This window comes from Salinarchaeum chitinilyticum, assembly GCF_055390775.1.
Genome location: NZ_AP043888.1, coordinates 2376224 through 2397055, shown reverse-complemented (window position 1 = coordinate 2397055; position 20832 = coordinate 2376224). Strand labels below are relative to the sequence as shown.

The following is a 20832-nucleotide window of genomic DNA, read 5'->3' as shown; positions in this document are numbered from 1 at the left end:
CAGTCCGGTGGGAACGTGCGCCCACACACCGTCGAGGAGGACCGAACGGGCAGCGGGTCGAGACGGAACGGCCGGCGTGGACCGCGCGTCGCCAGCACTTTCCGTGCCGGTCGCGTACTCGCTCGCAGATGACAGGCGAATTCGGCCTCGTGGATCCCGAGGAATCCGAGTCCCCCGGCGACGAGTGGCCGGAGCTGGACGTCAGCGACACCGAGGCCGATCGCATCGCGCGAGAGCGGGACAGGGAGTTCGACGAGTTCCGCGAGCGCATCCGGGACGCGGACCAGTTCAAGGTCGAGGACTCCGTCTTCGACGACGCGACGTTCGCGGCGCTCTACAAGCTGGTCCAGGACGGCTACGTCGCGGCCTTCGGTGGTCCGATCTCCACCGGCAAGGAGGCGAACGTCTACGAAGCGCTCGCAGGCGACCGCGCTCGCGACGTGCTCGCCGCCGAGGACGTCTCCGCACCGATCCAGTCGGCCGGCGAGATCGAGGGCTCCGCTCGCCAGCGCGGCCGCGAGGACCAGGACCCAACCGAGGAGCTCGCCGTCGCGGTGAAGGTCTACCGTATCAACGCCTCGAACTTCCAGGACATGAGCGAGTACCTCGTCGGCGATCCGCGCTTCGAGGAGCTCGGCGACAAGAAGAAGATCGTGCTCGCGTGGACGCGTAAGGAGCTCTCGAACCTCGAACGGGCCCGCAAGGCCGGCGTCAGGGTACCGACGCCGATCGCCGTGGAGCGAAACGTCCTGATCATGGAGTTCGTCGGCGCCGACGGCGAGCGGGGCCGTCGCCTCGACGAGGTCCACGTCGAGAACCCCGAGACCGCCTACGAGGTCGTGCGCGAGTACGTGCGCCGGCTCTACGACGCGGGGCTCGTCCACGGCGACCTCTCGGAGTACAATCTTCTGGTTCACGACGGCGAGCTCGTCGTCATCGACGTCGGCCAGGCGGTCACGATCCACCACCCGAACGCGGAGGAGTTCCTCGACAGGGACTGCGAGAACGTCGCCGCGTTCTTCTCGCGGCAGGGCGTCGAGGCCGACGGCGACGAGCTCGTGGCGTGGGTTCGCGAGAACGCCGACCCACGGAGCTGAGCAGCCAGAATTCGAGCAGCCGAGCACCGAGCGCGAACGACCTACCAACGCACGATGTACCTCGTCGAGATCAAACCCGCCGCGCGTCGCCACAACGCAGCCGTCGGTGAGACGGTCAACCGCGAGGGCGGTCGTCACGAGTTCGACGATCGCGAGGCGGCGGAGGAGTGGGCCCGGGTGCTGTCCGACGACGGCGAGCACATGGTCTGGATTCAGGATGCGCCACCGCACGCGGGCGGACTCGTCGACGGCTACCTGATGAGTCGCGGATCGGTGCGGACGGCTGCGGCGCCCTTCGAGAGCGAGCAGCGGGAGCTCTCCCGGACCGGATCACGGTCGTGAGCACTGCCCCCGCGGAACCCTGATCCCTGCGCGAACTGAGCCTGCGTTGCCAGACGTACGTGGGCGGTCCGTATCGCATCCGTCGCGATCGAAGCCGAAATCGCCAGCAGCCTCGTCGGTTTGCACCACGCGTAGCGACGACCGGAGGAGCCGATACCCACGACGCGGGATGGATTCCCTTGAGCTATCGAAAGAAGTTACCCTCCGAAGAGTTTAATAATGTCCTACTATATAGTGTAATTATACGAGGTGGCGTGAAACCATGCAAGATCAACTCGCACTCGGCGTCGTGCTGTTCGGACTGCTCGTCGCACCGTTCCTGGCCTACGGCGTCCTCTCGTGGTTCGCCAGGCGGGATTTCAAGCGCAGCGACTCCCGCGAGGAGACGACGCCGTCGACGACCGGCCAGCCCCGTCGGAACATTCCCGGTGGCGGTCGGCGCAACAACTGATCCGCGTGCCTGTGCTCTAGTCCTGGTCCGGACGCGGCCATCGATCACGACGATCCGGTAGCGCGGAGATTCGATGGCACAGAGATTCGATGGCATAGAAATTCGATAGCACCGAGATCTGCGAGGGAGCAGATTCCATAGCCGCGAGGTCGGACGCTATACGCGCACGAGGAACGTTTCACTCCCGCAGGCTGCTCCTACTGCGGCCAGCCGGCTCGTAACAACGACCATCCGGTGCCAGGCCGACGTATGTTCGACTGGGGAGTGGTGGCAGTTGCCCTGTTCGGCCTGCTCGGATGCCCGTTCGTCATCGTCGCGATCCACCAGCTGTTCGCGACCGCAGATCGATCCGGAGGACGCGATCGCGGCGCGGTCGATCCGCCGTCTACGCACGAGACCTACCAAAGCCGGCGAATCCCAGGCAGCAACAGCGCTGCAGACGGTGACGGTACCGAGCGATCGAGCAGATAGCCCCGCTCACCAGGTGCCGTGGAAGGTGTCGAAGGACAGCGAGTCCAGGGGTTCGTTGCCGACCGCGATCTCGTACTCGCCGGGCGTGAGCATCGGCTTGTGGAACTGGGGGCCGTCGTCGGTCGTGATCCGCGGGCAGCCGGTGTTGACGAACGCGTCCATGTCGAAGTTCCGGAGCCGATCGGGGGTGACCTCGTCCATCGTGATGAGGTAGGCGTCGTCGTTATCCTCGAGGATCGCCTCGGCCTGCTCCCAGCGACCCTGCCCGATCTTGGTGCAGTAGATGACGCCCCACTTCTCGGCGTCCATCGCCTTGTGGACGGAGGCGTAGCGCTGCTTCAGGAACTGCTCGGTGTCGGCGACCGTGACCACGTTGTTGACGGGATCGGCGATGACGACGGTCTTCTCGGGGTGCTCCATCGCGAGCCCGAGCGGGTGGAACTTCCCGCCGCCGACGTAGAGTACCTGCTCGGCGTCGACGTCCGCGGAGGCGTAGTTACAGCCGAGCACCTGCCCCTCGTGGGTCAGCCGGTCGTCGCCGCGACGGACGTGGACATTGTAGTCTCGCTCCTCGAGCCACTCGCGCATCTCGTCGAAGCGGTTCATGTGCTGGGCCGTCGTCACGAGCCCGACGTCGGGATCCTCCGATGGATCCTCGAGCTCCGCCAGCGACTCCTCCATGATCGGGAACGGATCGACGTTCGAGAACAGCGGGACGTAGATGATCTTCTCCGACTCCTTCATCGGCGAGTGACCGAAGTGGACGAACACGTCCGAGCGCTTCATCAGGAACGTGTCCAGGTCGCAGGCGCCGTAACAGGGCTGCCCGGAGAGCATCACGGTGACGTCCTCGTCGATCAGCTCCCGGATGTCGTCCGCGACGGCGGGGCCGCGGCGTTTCAGCCCTTCCGGAAACTGCAGGCCCACAGTGTCGGCGTCGCGCTCTACGACTGCCTCCTCGATCCGCTCCAGCTCGTAATCCCACTCCCGATCGTGTTTGAGCGACATCCCCGTGTTACGGAGGTCACCCTCCGATCTGTCGCTCGACTGCTGACTCATTGTCCCGTCGTACCGGCCGCGAGCGGATAACGCCGACGCTTTCGAGATTCGACGGGCTGGTCGGTGGGGAAGGGGTTCAATGCTACGTCGGCAACACCGCTCGCTTGCTGCTTGCATCGGACGATTTCGTGATCGATTCGACTACTGGGTATTGCAAATCGCTGACCGCGGAGTGAGCTGGACGGCGAACCGCCTGGAAGCCCCCTCCCGCTCGCGCCCGCTCGCTCGCTGCGCGCCTCGCTCGGTCACTTCGTTCCCTCGCTACGGTGCTTGCTTCGCGAGCGAACGCGAGCGGTCGGCCCCTTCCAGTCCCACCCGGTGGATTTTGGAAGGGCCTTCACTCCGGTGGATCGCCCAAGAAGCAATAGCCGGCGGGTGATCCCCAGTGCAAAGCACACTCGAACAACCGCCGCACTTTGGTCTCTGGGACGGGCGCTGGGCGGGCTCCGGAAGGGGCCGACCGCTCGGCGGTGTAGGCGACGGTGAGCCGAGCAAAGCGAGGCGAACCTCGACAGACGAGCGTAGCGAGTCTGTCGGTATTAGCACCACAGCCGACCGAAGGGAGGCGAGGAGCGCAGCGAGCGTACACCGTCGAGCGGGAGGGGGCTTCCGGAGCGGGCTGCTGTCCAGCTCACTCCACAGCTCGAAACTGATCTCCCGAGTAGTCGAAGTAAGCACGCAGAAAAGACCGAGAAACCGCCCACCGCCCGAACGGCCGCTACTCCTTGCGCGGGAGGAACGCCATCCCGATCAACACGATGAAGGAGACGAGACTGATCACGCTCGCCATCGTGAGCCCGTCCATTCTGGTCTCGAAGGCCTGTTTGTCGTCGTGCTTCTCGAGGTAGGCCTCGATTCCGGCCTCGGACGTGGCGACGTCGAGAGTGCCGTCACCGGGGATGTGGACGGTGAGGTTCTGGCCGTTGATCTCCGAGCGGGAGGTCTGGCGGGCGATCCGCTCGACCTCTCTGGGATCCGACCAGCTGACGGTGACGCTCGCGTTGGTCACGGCGTCGACGCGGACCTCCCGTGACTCGTTGCCGGAGCCGATCGTCAGCATCGAGCCGTTCTGGACCTCGACACGCTCGAAGGCCTCGTAGTCCTCGAGGTCGACGTACTCGCCGTCGTCGTTGACGATCCAGTTGCCGTTCCCGTCACCGAACACGGAGACGTTGCTGCCCTCCGCGGGAGTCTCGAGCAGCGTGAAGCTGCTCGGGGACGCAGTCTGTGGGATGCGGACCCAGTATGAGGCGTTCTCGTAGGTAACGGTCGTTCCACCCGGTTCCGCGGCGTGTGTCCACTCCTCGAGCGAGCGCGCATCCTCGTCGGTCCAGACGAGCGTGGCGGTCGGCTGCCCGCGCTGGCTGCCAAAGCCAGTCAGTTCGTACTCCCGATCCCCCAGGGTGACCACCTCGCCCTGCGAGACGGATTGATCGGGGGTGTCCATCGTGGGCTCTGGCGGCTCGGCGACCGAAGCGTACGTGAACGCGCCCGCGGCGACGAGCAGAAAGACCAGCCCGTAGACCGCCGCTGCACGACCTTGCATATCTGCCGAATTGCTTACCCCCGGGTAAAACGATTGTCTTTCTCGCGCCCGCGAACCACCACGCGGTGCGATCGCCGTCCCCGTATACCGGGGGCGGCCGTGGGGAACCGCTGCAGACGAGAAGTATGTGCGCGTGTGAGTGATCGAGTGTGTGAGCGGACGAGTGGCCTCGATCCTATTTAGTCCGCACCGACGGACTCCAGCAGCCCGCGCATGTAGCCGATCGCCCAGAGCCGGCCCTTCGTGTGGTAGCCGGGGTTGGAGTTGTCCTCGCCGGCCATCGTCGGCACGTGGTCGGGACGAATCGGGCCGTCGAAGCCGACGTCGTCGTAGGCCTCGAACGCGGCGAGCATGTCCGTCGGCCCCTCGTCGTGCCAGGTCTCGACGAACGCGTCGGCGTCGCCGCGAACGTCCCGGAAGTGCGCGAAGTTGATGCGGTCGCCGAAGTGCCGGATGGTTTCGGGTACGTCGGCGCCCATCGCCGCGAAGTTGCCCTGGCAGAACGTGGTCCCGTTGTACTCCGAGTCGACGACGTCGAGCGCGCGGTCGTAGGCCTCGACGCTGTTGACGATCCGCGGGATACCCTTGACCACTTCGCGGGGCGGGTCGTCGGGGTGGAGCCCGAGTTTGACGCCGGCCTCCTCCGCGACGGGGACGACCGCTTCGAGGAAGTACTCGAGGTTCTCCCAGAGCTCCTCGTGGGTCACGTCCGCGGCTTCGTGGGGCGACGTGCCGGGCATGTCGGCGACGTCGTACTCGCTGGTGAGCGAGCCGCCACGGGCCTCGACGGTGACGTTCGTCCGCGCCCAGCGGATGCCGGCCATCCAGTCGTAGCAGATGGTATCGATGCCGAGGTCGCCGCAGTCCCGGAGGAACTGCTTGAACTGCTCGATCTCTTCGTCGCGGCCCTCGAGCCCGAGCCGCGTCGTGTCCGTGACGGGCACGGAGCCCTCGATCACGCCGATCTCGATGCCGGCGTTCTCGAACCAGTTCTGCATCCCCTGCAGGCGGTCGTGATTCCACGCCGTCCGATCGTCGCCGATCTCGAGGGCGTGGACGACGGCGGTGTCGACGCCGACCTGCTTGGCGAGGTCCCAGCGGTCGTCGGGCTCCGGCGGCATCACGAGTGCGAGTTCGACCATACCGGCCCTGGCGCACGCCGGAGTATCAGTGCTGCGAAGGTGGAAGACGGACGCCGCGGTGCGAAGAGCAGCGATCACCGCGGACCGAAAGGACTGCTCAGCTCGACCAGTCCAGGCCGTCAGGTGAGCGGGGCGGCTCCAGCGGGCTCGCGGGGACGGGCCCGTCGTGCTCGGGATCGTTGTAGCCCCGCGGGGCGACGTCGTTGGGCGCGTCCGAGCAGAACAGCGACGCGAGCGCGTGGAGGTGTTCCCGGCCCGGCCCGAGCTCGAACTGGCCGCCGAGATAGACCGTGAGGTCCTCCGATTCGCAGTGCTCGAAGGCCGCGAAGAGCGACTCGATCGAGCCGAACCTGGAGGGTTTGACGTTCAGACAGCCGGTCTCGGGCAGCTCCGCCAGGTCGCTCACGTCGTGGATCGGCGCGTCCCAGGAGATGCGATCCCACTCGTCCGCGAGCACCGGATCGGTCTCGGCGGTCACCGCGGGATCCTCGACGATCACGTCCGGGAAGGCGTCGAGCACCCGCCGGTAGAACTCCGGATCACCCGGGTTGTCGACGTCGGTGCCCTCGTAGTGGCCCTTCAGATCAACGAGTCGGACGGCGTCCGTGTCGGCGAGCGTCGCGAGCAGGTCGTCGTCGCAGTCGGGCGTCAGGTCCAGCTTGAACTCCCTCGCGGGATCCTCGGCGAGCAGCGATTCGACGCGATCGGCCGTCGGCGGATCGCCGAGCCGGGTGCTGATCACGAACCGGACCGGATCGTAGCTGGCGTCGAGCGCGGAGGCGAGCGTCTCGTCGGCCTGCTTCAACGCGAGATCGAGCGCGGCGCTCTCGAACCCCCAGCGCCGGTAGTGCCGGAAATCCTCCCGTTCGGGCTCGTCGTCGGGGAAGAGATCGAGGTCACCGACGATCTCCGAAAAGGTGTCGAGGTCGCACTCGCCCTCGAGCGGCGGCGGCCCCGTCCGCTGGATGGAGTCGTGGTGGCTCGTCTCGTAGGTGACGTCCTCGCCGGTGCCGACGTGGCCCTTTCCGGAGAGGCGGATTTCAGTGGAGACGCGCGTGAAGTCGGAGGTCGTCTCGCCCTCGAGCTGGCGGAGCTCGCAGTCCCTGATCGTGACCGGAAGCTCCGCGAGGGCCTCGTAGCCGTCCATGCGAGCCCGTAGCACCGCCGGCCACCTAACCGTTATTGCGTCGGCAGGCGAGGACGGGCAGCCGCCGACGCCGTGTGCCACCCGATCGAGCACGGTCGAGTGGGAGACCGCCGATCCGGGACGAATTCTAGAACGACTCCGAACGGAGTCGAGACGGACTCCGAACCTATCTTGAAAATTACTTTTCCCCGATCGCGCTGCAGCCTCGCTCGCAATGGCACGACGCGCACTGCTGGTCGGTCTGGTGGTACTGTGTACGATCGCGGTCCCGCTCACTGGCGGGGCCTTCGCCGCCGGGCCGGACGCCGTGGCCGCACAGGACGACGACACGGAGAACGGAAGCATGAGCGGCGACGGTGAGATGAACGGATCCATGCAGAACGATTCCACGAGCGACGACGGGGGCATGGGCGACGACTCAATGCAGAACGGCTCGATGGACGACGGGTCGATGCAGAATGATTCGATGGACGACGACGGATCGATGGACGACGGTTCCATGGAGAACGACTCCACCGGCGACAGTGACATGAGCGGCGAGGACGGAATGGACGGGAACGACATGAGCGATTCCGACGGCGGCTCGGACGACGATTCCCTGCCGCTCTCGAGCATCGCCGCCATCGGCATCGGTGGCCTCGTCGTGCTCGGCGGCGTCGGCGTCTACGTCACGAGGGGGTAGATGAACGCACCACTCCAGCCGAAGCGAACGGCGTTCTTCGCGACCGTCGCGGGGCTCGCAGGGCTCGCGGTCGGGTACGCGAGCGGCGGCTGGACGAGAGACTACTACGCCGTGGTCGTCTCCGATTTCGTCACCGAGTGGACCCCTGCAGCGGTGATGAACTGGGCGATCCAGGAGCTAGGCTCGACCGCCGAGACGCTGCAGCTACTCGGTGCGATCGTACTGGCGTTCGCACTCCTCGCTGGCGTCGCAACCGCGGGGCTGCTCGTCGGTTACCGGCGTTCCAGCCTCGACGCAGCCAGCCGCCGGATCCCGCTCGGGCTGGTCGGCGGTGTCGGGGGTGCAACACTTCTCGCGGGCGCGATCGCGTGGACCCTAACTGCCAGTCCGCTCCAGACCGTCGCGGTCGGCGCTGGCGTCGGCGTCCCGGTTGCCGTCGGCGTGCTGGGAGCTCGCGCTGGGACCGACGCTCGCGGTGAAGGCCGGTCGGTCGATCCGGAGCGCCGAGAGGTCGTCGGCGTCGTCGGTGCGCTCCTCGGCATCGGAATCATCTCGTCGGTGCTCGGGGATCTGGTTACCAACGAGGCCCGCGCGATCGACGCCGAGGGACTCGCGGACGCCGAATCGCTGCGAGCGCAGATCGAATCGGCACAGGCTGCGAGTCTCGGAATCGAAGGGGTCCAGCCGCCGATCAGCGAGATCGGGGGGTTCTACACGGTCTCCAAGAACGCCGTGCCGGAGATCGTCGACGAAGACGCCTGGACGCTCTCCGTGACCGGCGCGGTTGCGGAGGAGATCGATATCGACTACGAGGCGCTACGCGATCGGCCCGCCGAGGATCGGTTCGTCGCGCTCCGGTGTATCGGCGACGACCTCAACGGCGACCTGCTCGATACGGCGCTCTGGACGGGGTTCCCCCTCTCGGAGCTCCTCGAGGAAGCCGGCGTCGAGGCGAGCCACGTCGAGATGCACGCCGCCGACGGCTACGTCGCGAGCGTCCCGCGAGAAACCCTCGAGAACGGCTTTCTCGCCTACGGCATGAACGGCCAGCTGCTGCCCCGGACTCACGGCTTCCCGGCTCGGATCCACCTGCCAGGGACGTGGGGCGAACTCAACGTCAAGTGGATCGAGAAGCTCCACGCCACGGACGATCCCGTGGAGGGCTTCTACGAGGAACGTGGGTGGAACGGCCACGCTCGTGTGCCCGGCGTCGCGAAGATCTGGACGGATCCAGCGAACGAGCTCGACGACGGCCGCCTCGAAGTCGGCGGCCACGCCTACGCTGGCGACCGCGGCGTCGAGCGCGTCGAGGTCTCCGTCGACGGCGGGGAGACCTGGAACGACGCCGAACTGGCAGATCCGCCGCCGGGCGAGGACGTCACGCGACAGTGGCGCTACCGGTACGAGGCCGAGAACAGACACGAGGTCGTCGCCCGGACGATCGACGGCGAGGGCAATCTGCAGCCACAGGAGCGCTCCGACGCCTTCCCCGCCGGCCCGAGCGGGTGGGTCAGCAAGACGGTGGATCCGTGACCGGGACGGCGACTGCAGACGGAGCGATCGCACGCAGCAGTGGATTCGGCGAACGAGCGGGCAGCCCCCGTCCCGCCGAAGTGAATCGCACAGCGTTTTCGTACGACCGAGACCCCCTGCATCTATCACCCCCGACCGTGAACGCCCGAGGCGAGACGTGTATGGAGCAGGCGCTGTGGTACCTGTTCGTCGGGACCCGCGGGGGATCGACCCGCGTGGCGATCGTCCGGGCAATCGACGAACGGCCACGGAACGCCAACCAGCTCGCGGAGGCCATCGAGATGGACTACAACACCGTGACCCACCACCTCGACAAGCTCGAGGAGCACGACGTCGTCGAGCCCGGCCAGGAGGGCTACGGCGCGCTCTACTTCCTGACCGACCGCTTCGAGGCCCACCGGGAGGCGTTCCACGAGATCGTCGACGCCGGAGGTGAGGACTGAGCCATGGTCGATCCACTCCACGTCGCCACATTCGTCTCGGCGCTGAACATCGCGGTGCTCGCCGCGCTCAGCGCCGTCTGGATCCGGAACTACCGGGAGTTCCGCACGCCGCTGGTGCTCGCGCTGGTCGTCTTCGGGCTCGTCCTGCTCGCGGAAAACGGCGTGGCGATCTACTTCTTCTTCAGCATGAAGATGCTCTACGCCGCCGACTCGACGGTGCAGTCCGCCGTCGCGGTGCTCCGCGCGATGCAGTTGGTCGCGCTCGCCTTCCTCGCGTGGGCGACGCTGCAGTAGCGGTTCTGGGACGCACCGAACGGAACCGAAGAACTGGGCCCAAAAAGTACGGTCGCGACGCTACTCCGCAGAGTCCTCGGGCGCGTCAGGGGCATCCGGCGTCGCTGGACTCGTCGTCTCGCCGCGTTCGGCCTCGGCTTTCGCCGATTCCGCTGCTTCCGCGGCCTGCGCCGCGCCGGCGACGCCACGCCGGCGAACAATCCCGACGTTGTTCGCGACGCGCTGGGTAATCTCGCCGAAGGCGTCGGCAGCGTCGGCCTCCTCGTCGAGGACGATCGGCCGGCCGTCGTCGCCGCCCTCTCTGACTGCGGGATCGAGCGGGATCGAGCCCAAAAAGGGCATCTCGTGGACGTCCGCGAACTGCTCGCCACCGCCCGCGTCGAAGATGTCGTGCTCGCCGCCACAGTCCGGGCAGACGAACGTCGACATGTTCTCCGCGATGCCCAGCACGGGCGTATCGTGCTTGCCGAACATCTCGAGACCCTTCCGGGCGTCGTCGAGCGCGACGTCCTGGGGCGTCGTCACGATCACCGAGCCCGTGACCGGCACGGACTGGAGGAGGGTCAGCTGCGTGTCGCCAGTGCCCGGCGGCAGGTCCACGACCATGTAGTCGAGGTAGCCCCACTCGACGTCCTCCCAGAGCTGGGTCAGGACCTTGTGGACCATCGGCCCGCGCCAGATGACGGGGTCGTCCTCGCCGACGAGATAGGCCATGCTCATCAGCTTCATCCCGTACTGCTCGGGCGGGACAAGCGTCTCGTCGCGCGTCGCCTGCGGCGGTTCGTCCGCCTCGACCATCCGCGGGACGTTCGGGCCGTAGACGTCCGCGTCGAAGAGGCCTACCTCCGCGCCCATGTCCGCGAGCCCGGCCGCGAGGTTCACCGCGACGGTGGACTTCCCGACGCCGCCCTTGCCCGAGGCGACAGCGATCACGTTCTCCACGCCGGGGAGGATGTCCTCCTCGGTAGTCTCGCTCCCGTCGTCGATCTCGGCGTCGAGCTCGACGGTCAACTCCGTGTCCGCGAGCGCTTCGCGGACCTTCGCCGCCATCGCCGTCTCCGTGGGCGAGTACGGCGCCCCGAGCGCCAGCGAGACGTGCACGGTGTCGCCCTCGAGTTCGACGTCGTTGACGAGTCCGAGCGAGACGATGTCGTCGCCGAGATCCGGGTCCTCGACGGTCGCGAGTCGCTCCCGCACCGCTTCCTCGTTCATGGGTTCGAATAGGCGACGAAGCGGCGATAAGGCTTGTCGTCTGGAGAGGAATGGTGTCGTGGGGCGGTGTGCCACCGTGATGAGAGAACGGAAGTCTCAAGTGCGATTCCGGTTGTAGAATGGGCTGCGGGCTCGTAGATCAGCGGTAGATCGCTTCCTTCGCAAGGAAGAGGCCCTGGGTTCAAATCCCAGCGAGTCCACTAACCACTTTTTACTCCCTCGGGTCTCCTCGCGAGCCTCCGGCTCGCTGCGGGGACCACTCGGTCGCAAAAACTTGGGGAAAAACTACCTCGCTGCGACCGACGGGAGCAGCGAGTGAACCGCGCTCGCTCCGCTCGCGCGGATGCTCGTGCACGCCCCCGCTTCAGCTGTCGTAAACGCTTCGCGTTTGCTCGGTCCGGGCGAGTCCATCCCGCCGAACTCACCCCCGCATCTCGCCGTAGCGGAAACCCCCAAGAGCCTGCATCGAAAATGCCAGTCCGTAATGGAGTACGTACGACTCGGAGAGACTGGACTGCAGGTCTCGCCGCTCTGTCTGGGCACCTGGCGCTTTGGCCAGGAGTCCGGCGGCGTGGTCGAGACGGATCGCGAACGGGCCCACGAGCTGCTCGACGCCTTCACAGAGCACGGCGGGAACTTCATCGACACCGCCAACGGCTACGGCGGCGGCGATTCCGAGCGGTGGATCGGCGAGTGGCTCGAGGACGAGGACCGCGAGGAGTACGTGATCGCCTCGAAGTGCTACTGGTCGCAGGTCTCGCGCTTCCAGGAGAACCTCTCCCGGAAGAACGTTCGCGCGGAGGTGGAGGGAAGTCTCGACCGCCTCGGCACGGACTACCTCGACATCCTGTACCTCCACCGCTTCGACGACGACACGCCGATCGAGCGCACGCTCCGCACGATCGACGACCTCGTCTCGGAGGGAAAGGTCCACCACGTCGGGCTCTCGACGGCCGACGCCTGGAAGCTCACGAAGGGGCTCTGGAAGGCCGACGTCAACAACTACGAGGCGTTCACGGTCACGCAGCCGATGTTCCACGCGGCGTACAAGGAAGACGTCGCGGACTACCTCGACGTCTGTGCCGACCAGGACCTCGCGGTCTGCCCGTACTCGCCGCTGGGCGGCGGCTTCCTCACCGGCAAGTACGAGCGCGTCGGCGACGGCACCTACGACGTCGAAGCGCCCGACGGCTCGCGTGGCGCACTCACCGACGTCTTCGAGGACTGGTACGTCTCCGAGCGCGGCTGGCACGTCCTCGACGCGATTCGCGCCGTCGCCGACGAGGAGGACGCGACCCCGGCACAGGTCGCACTCGCCTGGCTGATGGCCCAGGAGGAGTTCACCTGCGTCCCGATCGTCGGCGCGCGGACGACCGACCAGCTCGACGAGAACGTCGGTGCCGTCGAGGTCGAGCTCTCCGACGAGCAGTTCGCGCGGATCGACGAGGCCCGCTACGACGCGGACGGGAACGTCTACGAGAGCGACGCGTAATCGCTTCGGACTGCCCAGAACCGGGTGGCCACCCCGCCGCAGGGCGAGCCGGAAAACCGACCCCGGCGAAATCGTCAGCGCGAGTACAACAACGCGTTTCAGCGGAGCTATTTGTGGACTCCGTCCGTGCGCTCGAGCGATGCCAGCCCTCGACGCCGATCGGTATCTGCAGCGCATCGACGTCGACCCGCAGTCGGTCGGCGATCCGGACCGCGAGACGCTCACCAGACTCCAGTCCGCGCACGCCCGCGCAGTCCCGTTCGAGACGCTGGCGATCACCGGCGACCCCCACGCAAACGGCGACGTCGAAGGAACGACCGGCTACGCGGGCGAGCCGATCGACCTCGACCTGCCCGCGCTCTACGAGAAGATCGTCGAGCGCGAGCGCGGCGGCTTCTGCTACGAGCTCAACGGCTGCTTCGCGTGGCTCCTCGAAGAACTCGGCTTCGAGGTCCGGCGCTGTGCAGCGCGGGTCGCCGCCGAGGACGGCGGCTACGGCGTCCCGGCGGACCACCTGACGCTCGTGGTCGATCCCCCCGATTCCGGGCGGGTGCTCGTCGACGTGGGCGTTGGAGCGCCGGTCGTCCGGCGACCCGTCCCACTCGACGGCAGCGTGGTCGACAGCGGCGTCGGCGTCGAGTGGCGCCTCGTCGAGTCCGATCGGCCGGACGCCGACTACCGGCTGGCGTACCGCAACGAGCCAGCCGGCGAGACGGACTGGACCGATCGGTACATCCTTCGAGACGAATCCCGCGAACTCACCTTCTTCGCGGCGTCCTGTGAGTACCACTCGACCGCGCCGGATTCGCACTTCACCGGCGAACCGATCGCGATGCGACCGACCGAGGACGGCCACGTTTCGCTGTCACCGGAGACGCTGACGCGGACGGTCCGCGGAGAGTCCGAGAAGCGGTCGATCGACTCCGCGGAGTACGAGCAGCTGCTCGCAGAGACGATCGGTATCGAACTGGACCCGACGTAGCGAACGTTGTGGATCCCCAACGGCGAACTCGCAACGGGCCCTGAGGTAAAGCCCGCCTTTGAGCCTGCAGTAGGCCTTCTACACTATGGCCCGTTGCCACTCGTGTATGCAGCGACGAACGTACATCGCAGGCCTCGGCACAGCACTGGCAACTGGACTCGCGGGCTGCTCCGCGCTCGGCTCCGACGGCGGCGACGATGGCAACTCGAGTGACGACGAACCCAACGGCAGTCCGTCCGACGGTACTACCGACGACGGGAACGAGCAGAACGAGGACGGCCAGGGAGACGACGGGGCCACCCCCGAGCTCGTCAACGGCTCCTTCGAGTCCGGGTTCCAGGGCTGGACGATCGGTACTGACCTTCCCGCCGTTCCCGGTGCGGAGGACGGCACCGTCGACCACGGCGTTTCGGTCCTGAACGGCGAGGCTGCCGACGGGAACGCAGCCGTAGAGTTCTACATCTCTGGCATCGCCGACGACGGGACGGTCTGGGTCGAGCAGCAGGTCGATCTCTCGGACGTGTCCACGGTCGAACTCGACGCCTACAGCGAGCAACAGTCGTTCAACGAGATCGCGATGGTCGCCTTCTTCGCGGGCGAGAAACCCGAGGACGGCCTCGAGGAAGCGGACTTCAATCGCGAGGAGAACGTCGAGGACCACGAGGGGTGGAAGACCTACAGCTACGACGTCGAGGACGTCGAGGGAGTGGCCACGATCGCCGTCGGAATGACCGTCATCTGGGAGACCGAGGTCCGGCGGCTGTTCGACGACGTCCGGCTCGTCACACAGGACGCCTGAAGGGATCTACTCGAAGAGCGCCCGGGTCCGGAAGCGCCTGCGGCGAGCGGCCGGTCCTGGATACCTGCAGTGAACGGCCAGCTCCAGGGACGCCTGCGGCGAGCGCCCGGGTCTGGGCGCCTGGAGTGAGGGCAGGCTCCGTGGACGCCTGCGTTGAGCGACCGGCCCGTTACAGCAACAGCGTGACGATCGCCAGCACGACGAAGATGATCACCAGCCACTTCGCGATCGCCATCGACACGCCCGCGACGTTGCCGGCACCGAGCACAGCGGCGACGATCGCGAGCACGAAGAACAGGATCGCGTACTCGAGGAAATCGCCGGTGAGCTGTGCTGGCAGCGCGTCGAAGGCGAACGCGAGGATCGTCGCCGGGAGGGTCAACGACATACAGACGGGTTCGGCCAGGAGTCATTTAGTTACACCCCACGTTCGAGCGGCCGGATTCGCTCGAAATTCGCCAGCCGCGGGCCAGCAGGCGGAGCTTACGCGTCCCCGGCGTCGAAGGACTGCTGGAAGGACGCGGTCGCGTCCCGCCACGCGTCGATCAGGTCGTCGTCCCGTTCGCTGTCCCAGTCGTCGATCTCGCCGTGTTCGTCGAGCCACTCGACGGTGCGCCGAACGCCCTCCTCGAAGGAGACGGTGCACTCGAAGCCCAGGTCCCGCCGCGCTTTCGCGTTGTCGAACACCGTCGAGAACTGGAAGTGGTCCACGAGCATGTCGGTACGGTCGGGCAGCGCCTCGCGGAGCTGTTCGACAGGGACGTGGACGAGCTCGGGCTCGGGTGCGTCGAGCGCGGCAGCCACAGTTTCGTGGTACTGGTTCCAGGTGATGACCTCCTCGCTGGTGACGTGGTAGGCCTCGCCGTAGGCGTCCTCGTTGCCGACTGCGCCGACGAACGCGCCGGCGACGTCGTCGCGGTGGCAGGGGCCCCACAGCGACTGGCCGGAGCCGTGGACGAGAATGGGTTTGCCCTTCCGGATGCGGTCGACGTAGTAGGTGCCGACGCCGAGGCTGTGGAGGAGGGGGCCGCCCTCGCCGTACGTGCTCCAGGGGCGGATCACCGTCGCGGCGAACGCGCCCTCGTCGTGGGCAGCCATGAACGCGTCCTCGGCGGCGGCCTTGTTCGCGCCGTACTCGCTGACGGCGGGCTCGCGCGGGGCGTCCTCCTGGACGGGGTTGGTCGCGAGCGGCCGGTGGTAGACGTCGACGGTCGAACAGAAGACGTACTGCTCGATCTCGCCACCGAAGACCTCGATCGCCTCGCGTGCCGTGTCCGGATCGAACAGGATCATGTCGATCACGACGTCGGGATCGACCGCGTCGCGCGCGTCCGCGAGGTCGGTGGGGTTCGAGCGATCGCCGTGGACGAACTCGACGGCGTCGGGCACGCGCGCCTCGCTCTCGCCGCGAGTGAAACAGGCCACGTCGTGCCCAGCCTCGACGAGCTGGCGCGTGATCCCTGTGCTGATGAGTCCGGTACCGCCCACGAGGAGTACCTGCATACCCGTGGGCGGACCGCCCGGTACAAAACTCCCGCGCACGCGGCAGTGTAGCTCTTCAGGGGAAGCAGGGCTAGTCGTCGGTGGAAACGGAATGGAAAGGGGCAGGCGCGGAGTGGGCCGGGACGGAGTCAGTTGCCGTCCGGGAGCGGCAACGTGACGAGTGCGAGCGTCTCGCGTTTGCTGCCGGTTCGACGTGAAAAGCGCCGTGTACCGGCATCTACTGGTAATGCCTCTCGGTACTTAAAGTGTCGCCCGCGAATCGGGCTGTCGGCCCGCGGGTTGTGGTGCGGCGTGCGGCCCGCACCGGTCGAGACCGGCTACGGTCGCCGGTCGTCCAGCGCGGGGAACTCCTCGCGAACGTCGGCGATCCGGTCGGGCTCGACCCTCGCAGCGACGATCGTCGCCTCGGGACCACTCGACGCGATCGGCGTTCCCCACGGATCGAACACCGTGGATCGGCCGACGAGCTGGGGGCCACCCCCGTCGGCTCCGTCGCGTTCGTCCCGACCGACCGCCGCGCCGTTGACCGCCGCGACGTAGCAGAGGTTCTCGATCGCACGCGCTCGCGGGAGGGTCTGCCAGTGCTCGAGGCGAGGCTGTGGCCACGCCGATGGAACGAGCACCAGCTCCGCGCCGGCGTCGAGCAGTTCGCGGTACAGCTCGGGGAAGCGGAGGTCGTAGCAGGTCGTGACGCCGACCTCGACCCCGCAGACCGTCGCCGTCTCGATCCGCTCGCCCGGCACGAGCAGCTCGGCCTCCGCGGAGTCGTACCCGAAGAGGTGGTGTTTGCGATAGACCAGCTGGCGTTCGCCGTCGGCGTCGAGCAGGACGGCGGCGTTCGCGAGCCCCGATTCTGCCGGCGTCGGGACTGTCGTCTCCGCCGCAGTGGCTGCGAGGTCCTCGACGATCGTCCCGGCGAGGACCGCCACATCGTGCTCGCGAGCCGCGTTGGCGAGCGCGCCGATCGTCGGCCCCTCGATGGATTCTGCTGCGCGCTCGTACGCCTCGAAGGCGAAGTAGCCGAGGTTGAAGATCTCCGGGAGCGCGACGAGGTCGGCACCGTCCGCGGCTGCCGTCGCGATCGCGTCGACGGCGCGCTCGACGTTCCCGTCGACGTCCCCGTCCTCGATCGCGAGCTGGGCGAGCGCGAGCTTCATCGCCCGCACCTCCGTCCACCCGCCGCGCCGAATCGGGGAGTCACCGAGGGCCGTTGCACGATCGGTGCTCGCCGCGGAACGGCCAAAGACGTTCCGGCACCGTCCGGCCGACGGACGTGTGAACAGGTCGCGTGCCGACGGAACGCCTAAGTAGCGGTCGGTCCTCGTCTCGGGCAGTTCCGATGCTCGCCGTGCTGTAACTGGGCCTGGACCTCGCAGGCCCACGGTCGGTCGCCTCGATCGACAGCCGCGGCGACGATTCGTGCTTCACTGGTCGTACTGACGCCTCCTCCAGAGGCATCGGTTCGGCGGTCTGTGGCGTTCCAGCGTGTCGAGCTGTAGCGAGCGACGAGAAACGCCCACGAACCCACGATTGCGAATGCGACGAACCGAACACATCCACGCCAAACGAACTGCACGGCCCGGACGAGACGCAGATCCCTCGCGACCGGCGAGCCCGGGCGGACCGACGCACAGCCAGCCGAACGCGCACGCGACTGGATCCGAAACCAGCGGACGCGGGGAGGCCACTCGATGAGCGACGCCGCGAGCGATCACTCGCGCCGGTTCACCGAGGGGCCGATCGTCTGGCCGCTCCTCGCGCTCGCAGGACCGTTGACGATGACCCAGCTCCTCCAGGTCGCCTACAACCTCACGGACACGTTCTGGGTCGGCCGGCTCGGTACGGACCCGGTGACCGCGCTGTCGTTCGCGTGGCCGATCGTCTTCCTGCTCGTGAGCCTCGGTGCCGGGATGACCAACGCCGGCACGATCCTCGTGGCACAGCACTCCGGCGCTGGCAACGAGGACCGGCTCGGCCACGTCACCGGCCAGACGATGGCGTTCAACGCGGCGCTCTCGGTCGTCGTCGCGGCGTTCGGGTTCGTCTTCGCGCCGTACCTGCTGACGGCCATCGGCGCCACGCCGGGCACTGCGGTTCACGATCAGGCGACCACGTACCTCCGGATCGTCGTCCTCGGGATGCCCTTCACGTTCGGCTTTCACGTGTTCATGGCCGTCCTCCGGGGCTGGGGCGACACGAAGACGCCGATGTACCTGATGGTCTTCAGCGTCGGACTGAACGTCCTCCTCGATCCGTTCTTCGTGCTCGGGTTCACCGGGAACCCACTGTTCGGCTGGCTCGGTCTCGAGGGGCTCCAGGCGACGCTGCACGGCGCGACCGGCTTCGGCGGCCTCGGCGTCGCGGGCGCTGCGTTCGCGACGGTCCTCTCCCGGGGGCTGGCCGCGGTCGTCGGTGCGTGGCTGCTGTTCGGCGGGCACGTCGGGCTCCGGCTCTCCATCGACGACCTCCTGCCCGAGCGCGCGACGATCGAGAAAATCGTCCGGATCGGCACGCCGGGCGCGATCGACCAGAGCACCCAGTCGATCGCGGCGATCGTCATGACGGCGCTCGTCGCGACCGTCAGTGCGGACGCCGTCGCGGCCTACGGCATCGGCAACCGGTTCGTCTCGCTGGTCTGGCTCCCGATGGCGGCGATGGGGATGTCCGTCGAGACGGTCGTCGGGCAGAACCTCGGCGGCGGCCACCGCGATCGCGCACGGCGGACGGTCTACGTCGCGATCGCGATCCTCGGGACGGTCTTCGTCGTCGCGAGCGCGCTGACGGTCGTCTTTGCCGAAGGGATCGTCGACCTGTTCGTCACCGGCGAGGGGTCGGACGCGGTCGTCGACCACGGTGCGACCTTCCTCCGGTTCGTTGCGCCGACCTGGGCGATCATGGCCGTCTACCACATGATGAACGGGGCGTTCTACGGCTCGGGATCGACCCGGCTTGCCATGATCGTCGGCGTGACGACGCTGTGGGGTGCCCGCGCAGTGCTTGCGATCGCGCTCGTGCTCCTGCTCGGACTCGGCGCGACGGGCGCCTGGACGGCGATCGCCCTCTCGAACGTCACCGCGGCGATCGCCGGTGCGTACGTCTTCCACAGGGGGTGGTGGCTGGGCGACGTTCTCGACGACGCGTCGCCAGCCGCCGCCGACGCCGAACCGGAATCGGAGGCCGACCGATCGGCAGCGGAGTGAGAGGATCGGGACCGACGACCTACCGGCTGCACGCCCGTCAGAACCCTTAAACCGGGAAACGGCGTACGAGTGATCGGTAGAGAGAGTCCGGCTCCCGCGCGTCGCACATGCGACCGTGAGGAAAGTCCCCCCACCGATCGGGCAGGCGACCGGGGACAACCCCGGGGCGGGAGACCGCCGGCGCTGGAACAGCAACGACACGTCTCCGTGCGACCGATGAGGTGCGCGACCCCGGAGCGAGCAAGTCGCGGTCCGCGCGTGGGGTGACCCGCGTGCGGCCGTCGGCAATTCAAGCGACGGGAAGCTGACCCACCGAGGGCAGACCGCGGAGGACCGATGGAACGGCGAATCCTCGCCGGTGCAAGTCGACGGCCCGATGGTAGCCCGGACACCCGCAAGGGCGGTCGTCGACGCCGAGCCGAATGCCGGAAAAACAGAAGGGGGCTTACTCCTCTCTGCCGCACTCGCTTCCCGAGCGACAGCACAAGCCCGATTTGGGTAGCCGCCTCCGCTCGAGCGATCCCCAGTTAGCGAACGACCGTCCCGCTCGTCAACCCAGCCAGCGTGCCGCTCCGGGTCCACGCCGGCGTCTCCAGCGTCAGCACGCTCTCGGCGTCGACGTCGACGAACCGGAAGGAGACGTCGAAACTGCCGTCGGCCCCGATCTTCGCGGGCTCGACCTGGCCGGTCGGCTCGTGGCGCAGGTCGACGAACTCACCGGCGTAGCTGGGATCGACGGCGCCAGAGACGACCCGCTGCTCGGCGAGCGAGACCGCGCCGTTGGAGCTTCGCATCGGATAGTCCCGCTCGAACCATTCGGCGAACCCCTCGTCGAGCGCGAACACGGCCTCGTGGCCGTTCGCGATGAGACTCGACGCCCGCTGGGAGGAGAGGTGGTGCGGGCAGCCACAGTACGTGACGATGCGCTCTGCTTCCGGCCAGGCGTCGGTTGGGTCCGAGTCCTCGAACCCGTTCGGTGCGGGACTGAACACGGCGCCCGCGACGTGGGAGTGCTCGTACTGTGCCATGCCTTTGCGGGCGTCGACGAAGCGGGCGTCACGGCGGCGGTACCAGTCGTAGGCGGCGTCGATCGGGAGCAAGGGGACGGCCTCGGCGTTGTCGGTGTTCGTCTCGAGGGCATCGACCTCGACCCCGGGAGCGGGAACGTCCGCCGTTTCGGGTGCGAGCCCGGCCTCGGTGATCGAGGGATCGGGAGCGACGCCGATCTCGACGTCCGCCTTGCCGTTGCCGTCGCTACCGCCGAGGCTACCGATACAGCCCGCGAGGAGGCCTGCAGTCGCGCTCACAGCGACGCCCTTCGCGAGAAACGACCGTCGGTGCATACGCGGTCCTGGGAGTTCGCGCTGCAAAACGGTGCCGATGGCGGCCCCCGGCGTTTTGGGCCCGTGGCTCACGGCGAGCGGCCGACAGGCACCG

Annotated in this window: 20 protein-coding genes, 1 tRNA gene and 1 other RNA gene; 13 read left to right on the top strand and 9 right to left on the bottom strand. The window is 67.5% G+C overall.

Features of this window, described 5'->3' with window-relative positions; genetic code table 11:
* Window positions 1–128: 128 nt before the first annotated feature.
* From rio1 to ACZ5KP_RS11470, 3 genes are all read left to right on the top strand, one after another.
* On the top strand, window positions 129–1097 hold the full coding sequence (gene rio1, locus ACZ5KP_RS11480) for a serine/threonine-protein kinase Rio1 (RefSeq protein WP_460921231.1): 969 nt from the start codon (window positions 129–131) through the stop codon (window positions 1095–1097).
* Between the two features lie 54 nt (window positions 1098–1151).
* Window positions 1152–1439 carry a DUF8081 domain-containing protein gene (locus ACZ5KP_RS11475; protein ID WP_460921234.1) on the top strand — a complete coding sequence of 96 codons (288 nt, stop codon included), beginning with the start codon at window positions 1152–1154 and terminating at the stop codon, window positions 1437–1439.
* Window positions 1440–1701: 262 nt separating this feature from the next.
* Window positions 1702–1890 (top strand): hypothetical protein, encoded by a 189-nt coding sequence (locus ACZ5KP_RS11470; protein WP_460921237.1) that lies wholly within the window; start codon window positions 1702–1704, stop codon window positions 1888–1890.
* A 477-nt stretch (window positions 1891–2367) separates the two neighbouring features.
* Here ACZ5KP_RS11470 and dph2 read toward each other — a convergent pair whose 3' ends face one another.
* From dph2 to ACZ5KP_RS11450, 4 genes are all read right to left on the bottom strand, one after another.
* The gene (gene dph2, locus ACZ5KP_RS11465) at window positions 2368–3420 is read right to left on the bottom strand and encodes a diphthamide biosynthesis enzyme Dph2 (RefSeq protein ID WP_460921242.1); all 1053 of its coding nucleotides are present in this window, start codon (window positions 3418–3420) and stop codon (window positions 2368–2370) included.
* Window positions 3421–4138: 718 nt separating this feature from the next.
* The gene (locus tag ACZ5KP_RS11460) at window positions 4139–4966 is read right to left on the bottom strand and encodes a hypothetical protein (protein ID WP_460921244.1); all 828 of its coding nucleotides are present in this window, start codon (window positions 4964–4966) and stop codon (window positions 4139–4141) included.
* A gap of 179 nt (window positions 4967–5145) precedes the next feature.
* Window positions 5146–6108, bottom strand: coding sequence for a mannonate dehydratase (locus tag ACZ5KP_RS11455; protein ID WP_460921246.1), 963 nt, complete (start codon window positions 6106–6108; stop codon window positions 5146–5148).
* Window positions 6109–6205: 97 nt separating this feature from the next.
* On the bottom strand, window positions 6206–7255 hold the full coding sequence (locus ACZ5KP_RS11450) for an enolase-like domain-containing protein (RefSeq protein ID WP_460921248.1): 1050 nt from the start codon (window positions 7253–7255) through the stop codon (window positions 6206–6208).
* 214 nt (window positions 7256–7469) lie between these two features.
* On the opposite strand from ACZ5KP_RS11450, the gene ACZ5KP_RS11445 reads away from it, so the two are divergent.
* From ACZ5KP_RS11445 to ACZ5KP_RS11430, 4 genes are all read left to right on the top strand, one after another.
* Entirely contained in the window at window positions 7470–7937 is a 468-nt protein-coding gene (locus ACZ5KP_RS11445; protein WP_460921250.1) for a hypothetical protein, read from the top strand.
* Complete coding sequence (locus ACZ5KP_RS11440) at window positions 7938–9470, top strand: molybdopterin-dependent oxidoreductase (RefSeq protein ID WP_460921252.1); 1533 nt, start codon at window positions 7938–7940, stop codon at window positions 9468–9470.
* A gap of 161 nt (window positions 9471–9631) precedes the next feature.
* Entirely contained in the window at window positions 9632–9913 is a 282-nt protein-coding gene (locus ACZ5KP_RS11435) for a winged helix-turn-helix domain-containing protein (protein ID WP_460921255.1), read from the top strand.
* A 3-nt stretch (window positions 9914–9916) separates the two neighbouring features.
* Window positions 9917–10207, top strand: a complete 291-nt coding sequence (locus ACZ5KP_RS11430) for a DUF8036 family membrane protein (RefSeq protein WP_460921257.1) — start codon at window positions 9917–9919, stop codon at window positions 10205–10207.
* Window positions 10208–10267: 60 nt separating this feature from the next.
* Here the strand turns inward: ACZ5KP_RS11430 and ACZ5KP_RS11425 are convergent, their stop codons facing one another.
* Window positions 10268–11419, bottom strand: a complete 1152-nt coding sequence (locus ACZ5KP_RS11425) for an Mrp/NBP35 family ATP-binding protein (protein ID WP_460921260.1) — start codon at window positions 11417–11419, stop codon at window positions 10268–10270.
* A gap of 128 nt (window positions 11420–11547) precedes the next feature.
* Here ACZ5KP_RS11425 and ACZ5KP_RS11420 point away from each other — a divergent pair.
* From ACZ5KP_RS11420 to ACZ5KP_RS11405, 4 genes are all read left to right on the top strand, one after another.
* Window positions 11548–11619: transfer RNA gene (locus ACZ5KP_RS11420), tRNA-Ala, on the top strand.
* Window positions 11620–11903: 284 nt separating this feature from the next.
* Entirely contained in the window at window positions 11904–12911 is a 1008-nt protein-coding gene (locus ACZ5KP_RS11415) for an aldo/keto reductase (RefSeq protein WP_460921263.1), read from the top strand.
* 139 nt (window positions 12912–13050) lie between these two features.
* Window positions 13051–13893 carry an arylamine N-acetyltransferase family protein gene (locus tag ACZ5KP_RS11410; protein WP_460921265.1) on the top strand — a complete coding sequence of 281 codons (843 nt, stop codon included), beginning with the start codon at window positions 13051–13053 and terminating at the stop codon, window positions 13891–13893.
* A 106-nt stretch (window positions 13894–13999) separates the two neighbouring features.
* Window positions 14000–14692 carry a hypothetical protein gene (locus ACZ5KP_RS11405; protein WP_460921268.1) on the top strand — a complete coding sequence of 231 codons (693 nt, stop codon included), beginning with the start codon at window positions 14000–14002 and terminating at the stop codon, window positions 14690–14692.
* Window positions 14693–14861: 169 nt separating this feature from the next.
* Here the strand turns inward: ACZ5KP_RS11405 and ACZ5KP_RS11400 are convergent, their stop codons facing one another.
* The 3 genes from ACZ5KP_RS11400 to ACZ5KP_RS11390 form a co-directional block, all read right to left on the bottom strand.
* Entirely contained in the window at window positions 14862–15080 is a 219-nt protein-coding gene (locus ACZ5KP_RS11400) for a DUF1328 domain-containing protein (RefSeq protein WP_460921271.1), read from the bottom strand.
* 95 nt (window positions 15081–15175) lie between these two features.
* A complete protein-coding gene (locus ACZ5KP_RS11395; RefSeq protein ID WP_460921273.1) occupies window positions 15176–16195 on the bottom strand; it encodes an NAD-dependent epimerase/dehydratase family protein in 1020 nt (339 codons plus the stop codon).
* Between the two features lie 317 nt (window positions 16196–16512).
* Entirely contained in the window at window positions 16513–17352 is an 840-nt protein-coding gene (locus tag ACZ5KP_RS11390; protein WP_460921275.1) for a nitrilase-related carbon-nitrogen hydrolase, read from the bottom strand.
* 534 nt (window positions 17353–17886) lie between these two features.
* Between ACZ5KP_RS11390 and ACZ5KP_RS11385 the strand changes: the two genes are divergently transcribed.
* Window positions 17887–19395 (top strand): MATE family efflux transporter, encoded by a 1509-nt coding sequence (locus tag ACZ5KP_RS11385; protein ID WP_460921277.1) that lies wholly within the window; start codon window positions 17887–17889, stop codon window positions 19393–19395.
* A gap of 75 nt (window positions 19396–19470) precedes the next feature.
* Window positions 19471–19855, top strand: an RNA gene (gene rnpB, locus ACZ5KP_RS11380) — RNase P RNA component.
* Between the two features lie 67 nt (window positions 19856–19922).
* Here rnpB and ACZ5KP_RS11375 read toward each other — a convergent pair.
* Complete coding sequence (locus ACZ5KP_RS11375; protein ID WP_460921279.1) at window positions 19923–20738, bottom strand: rhodanese-like domain-containing protein; 816 nt, start codon at window positions 20736–20738, stop codon at window positions 19923–19925.
* Between the last annotated feature and the right edge of the window lie 94 nt (window positions 20739–20832).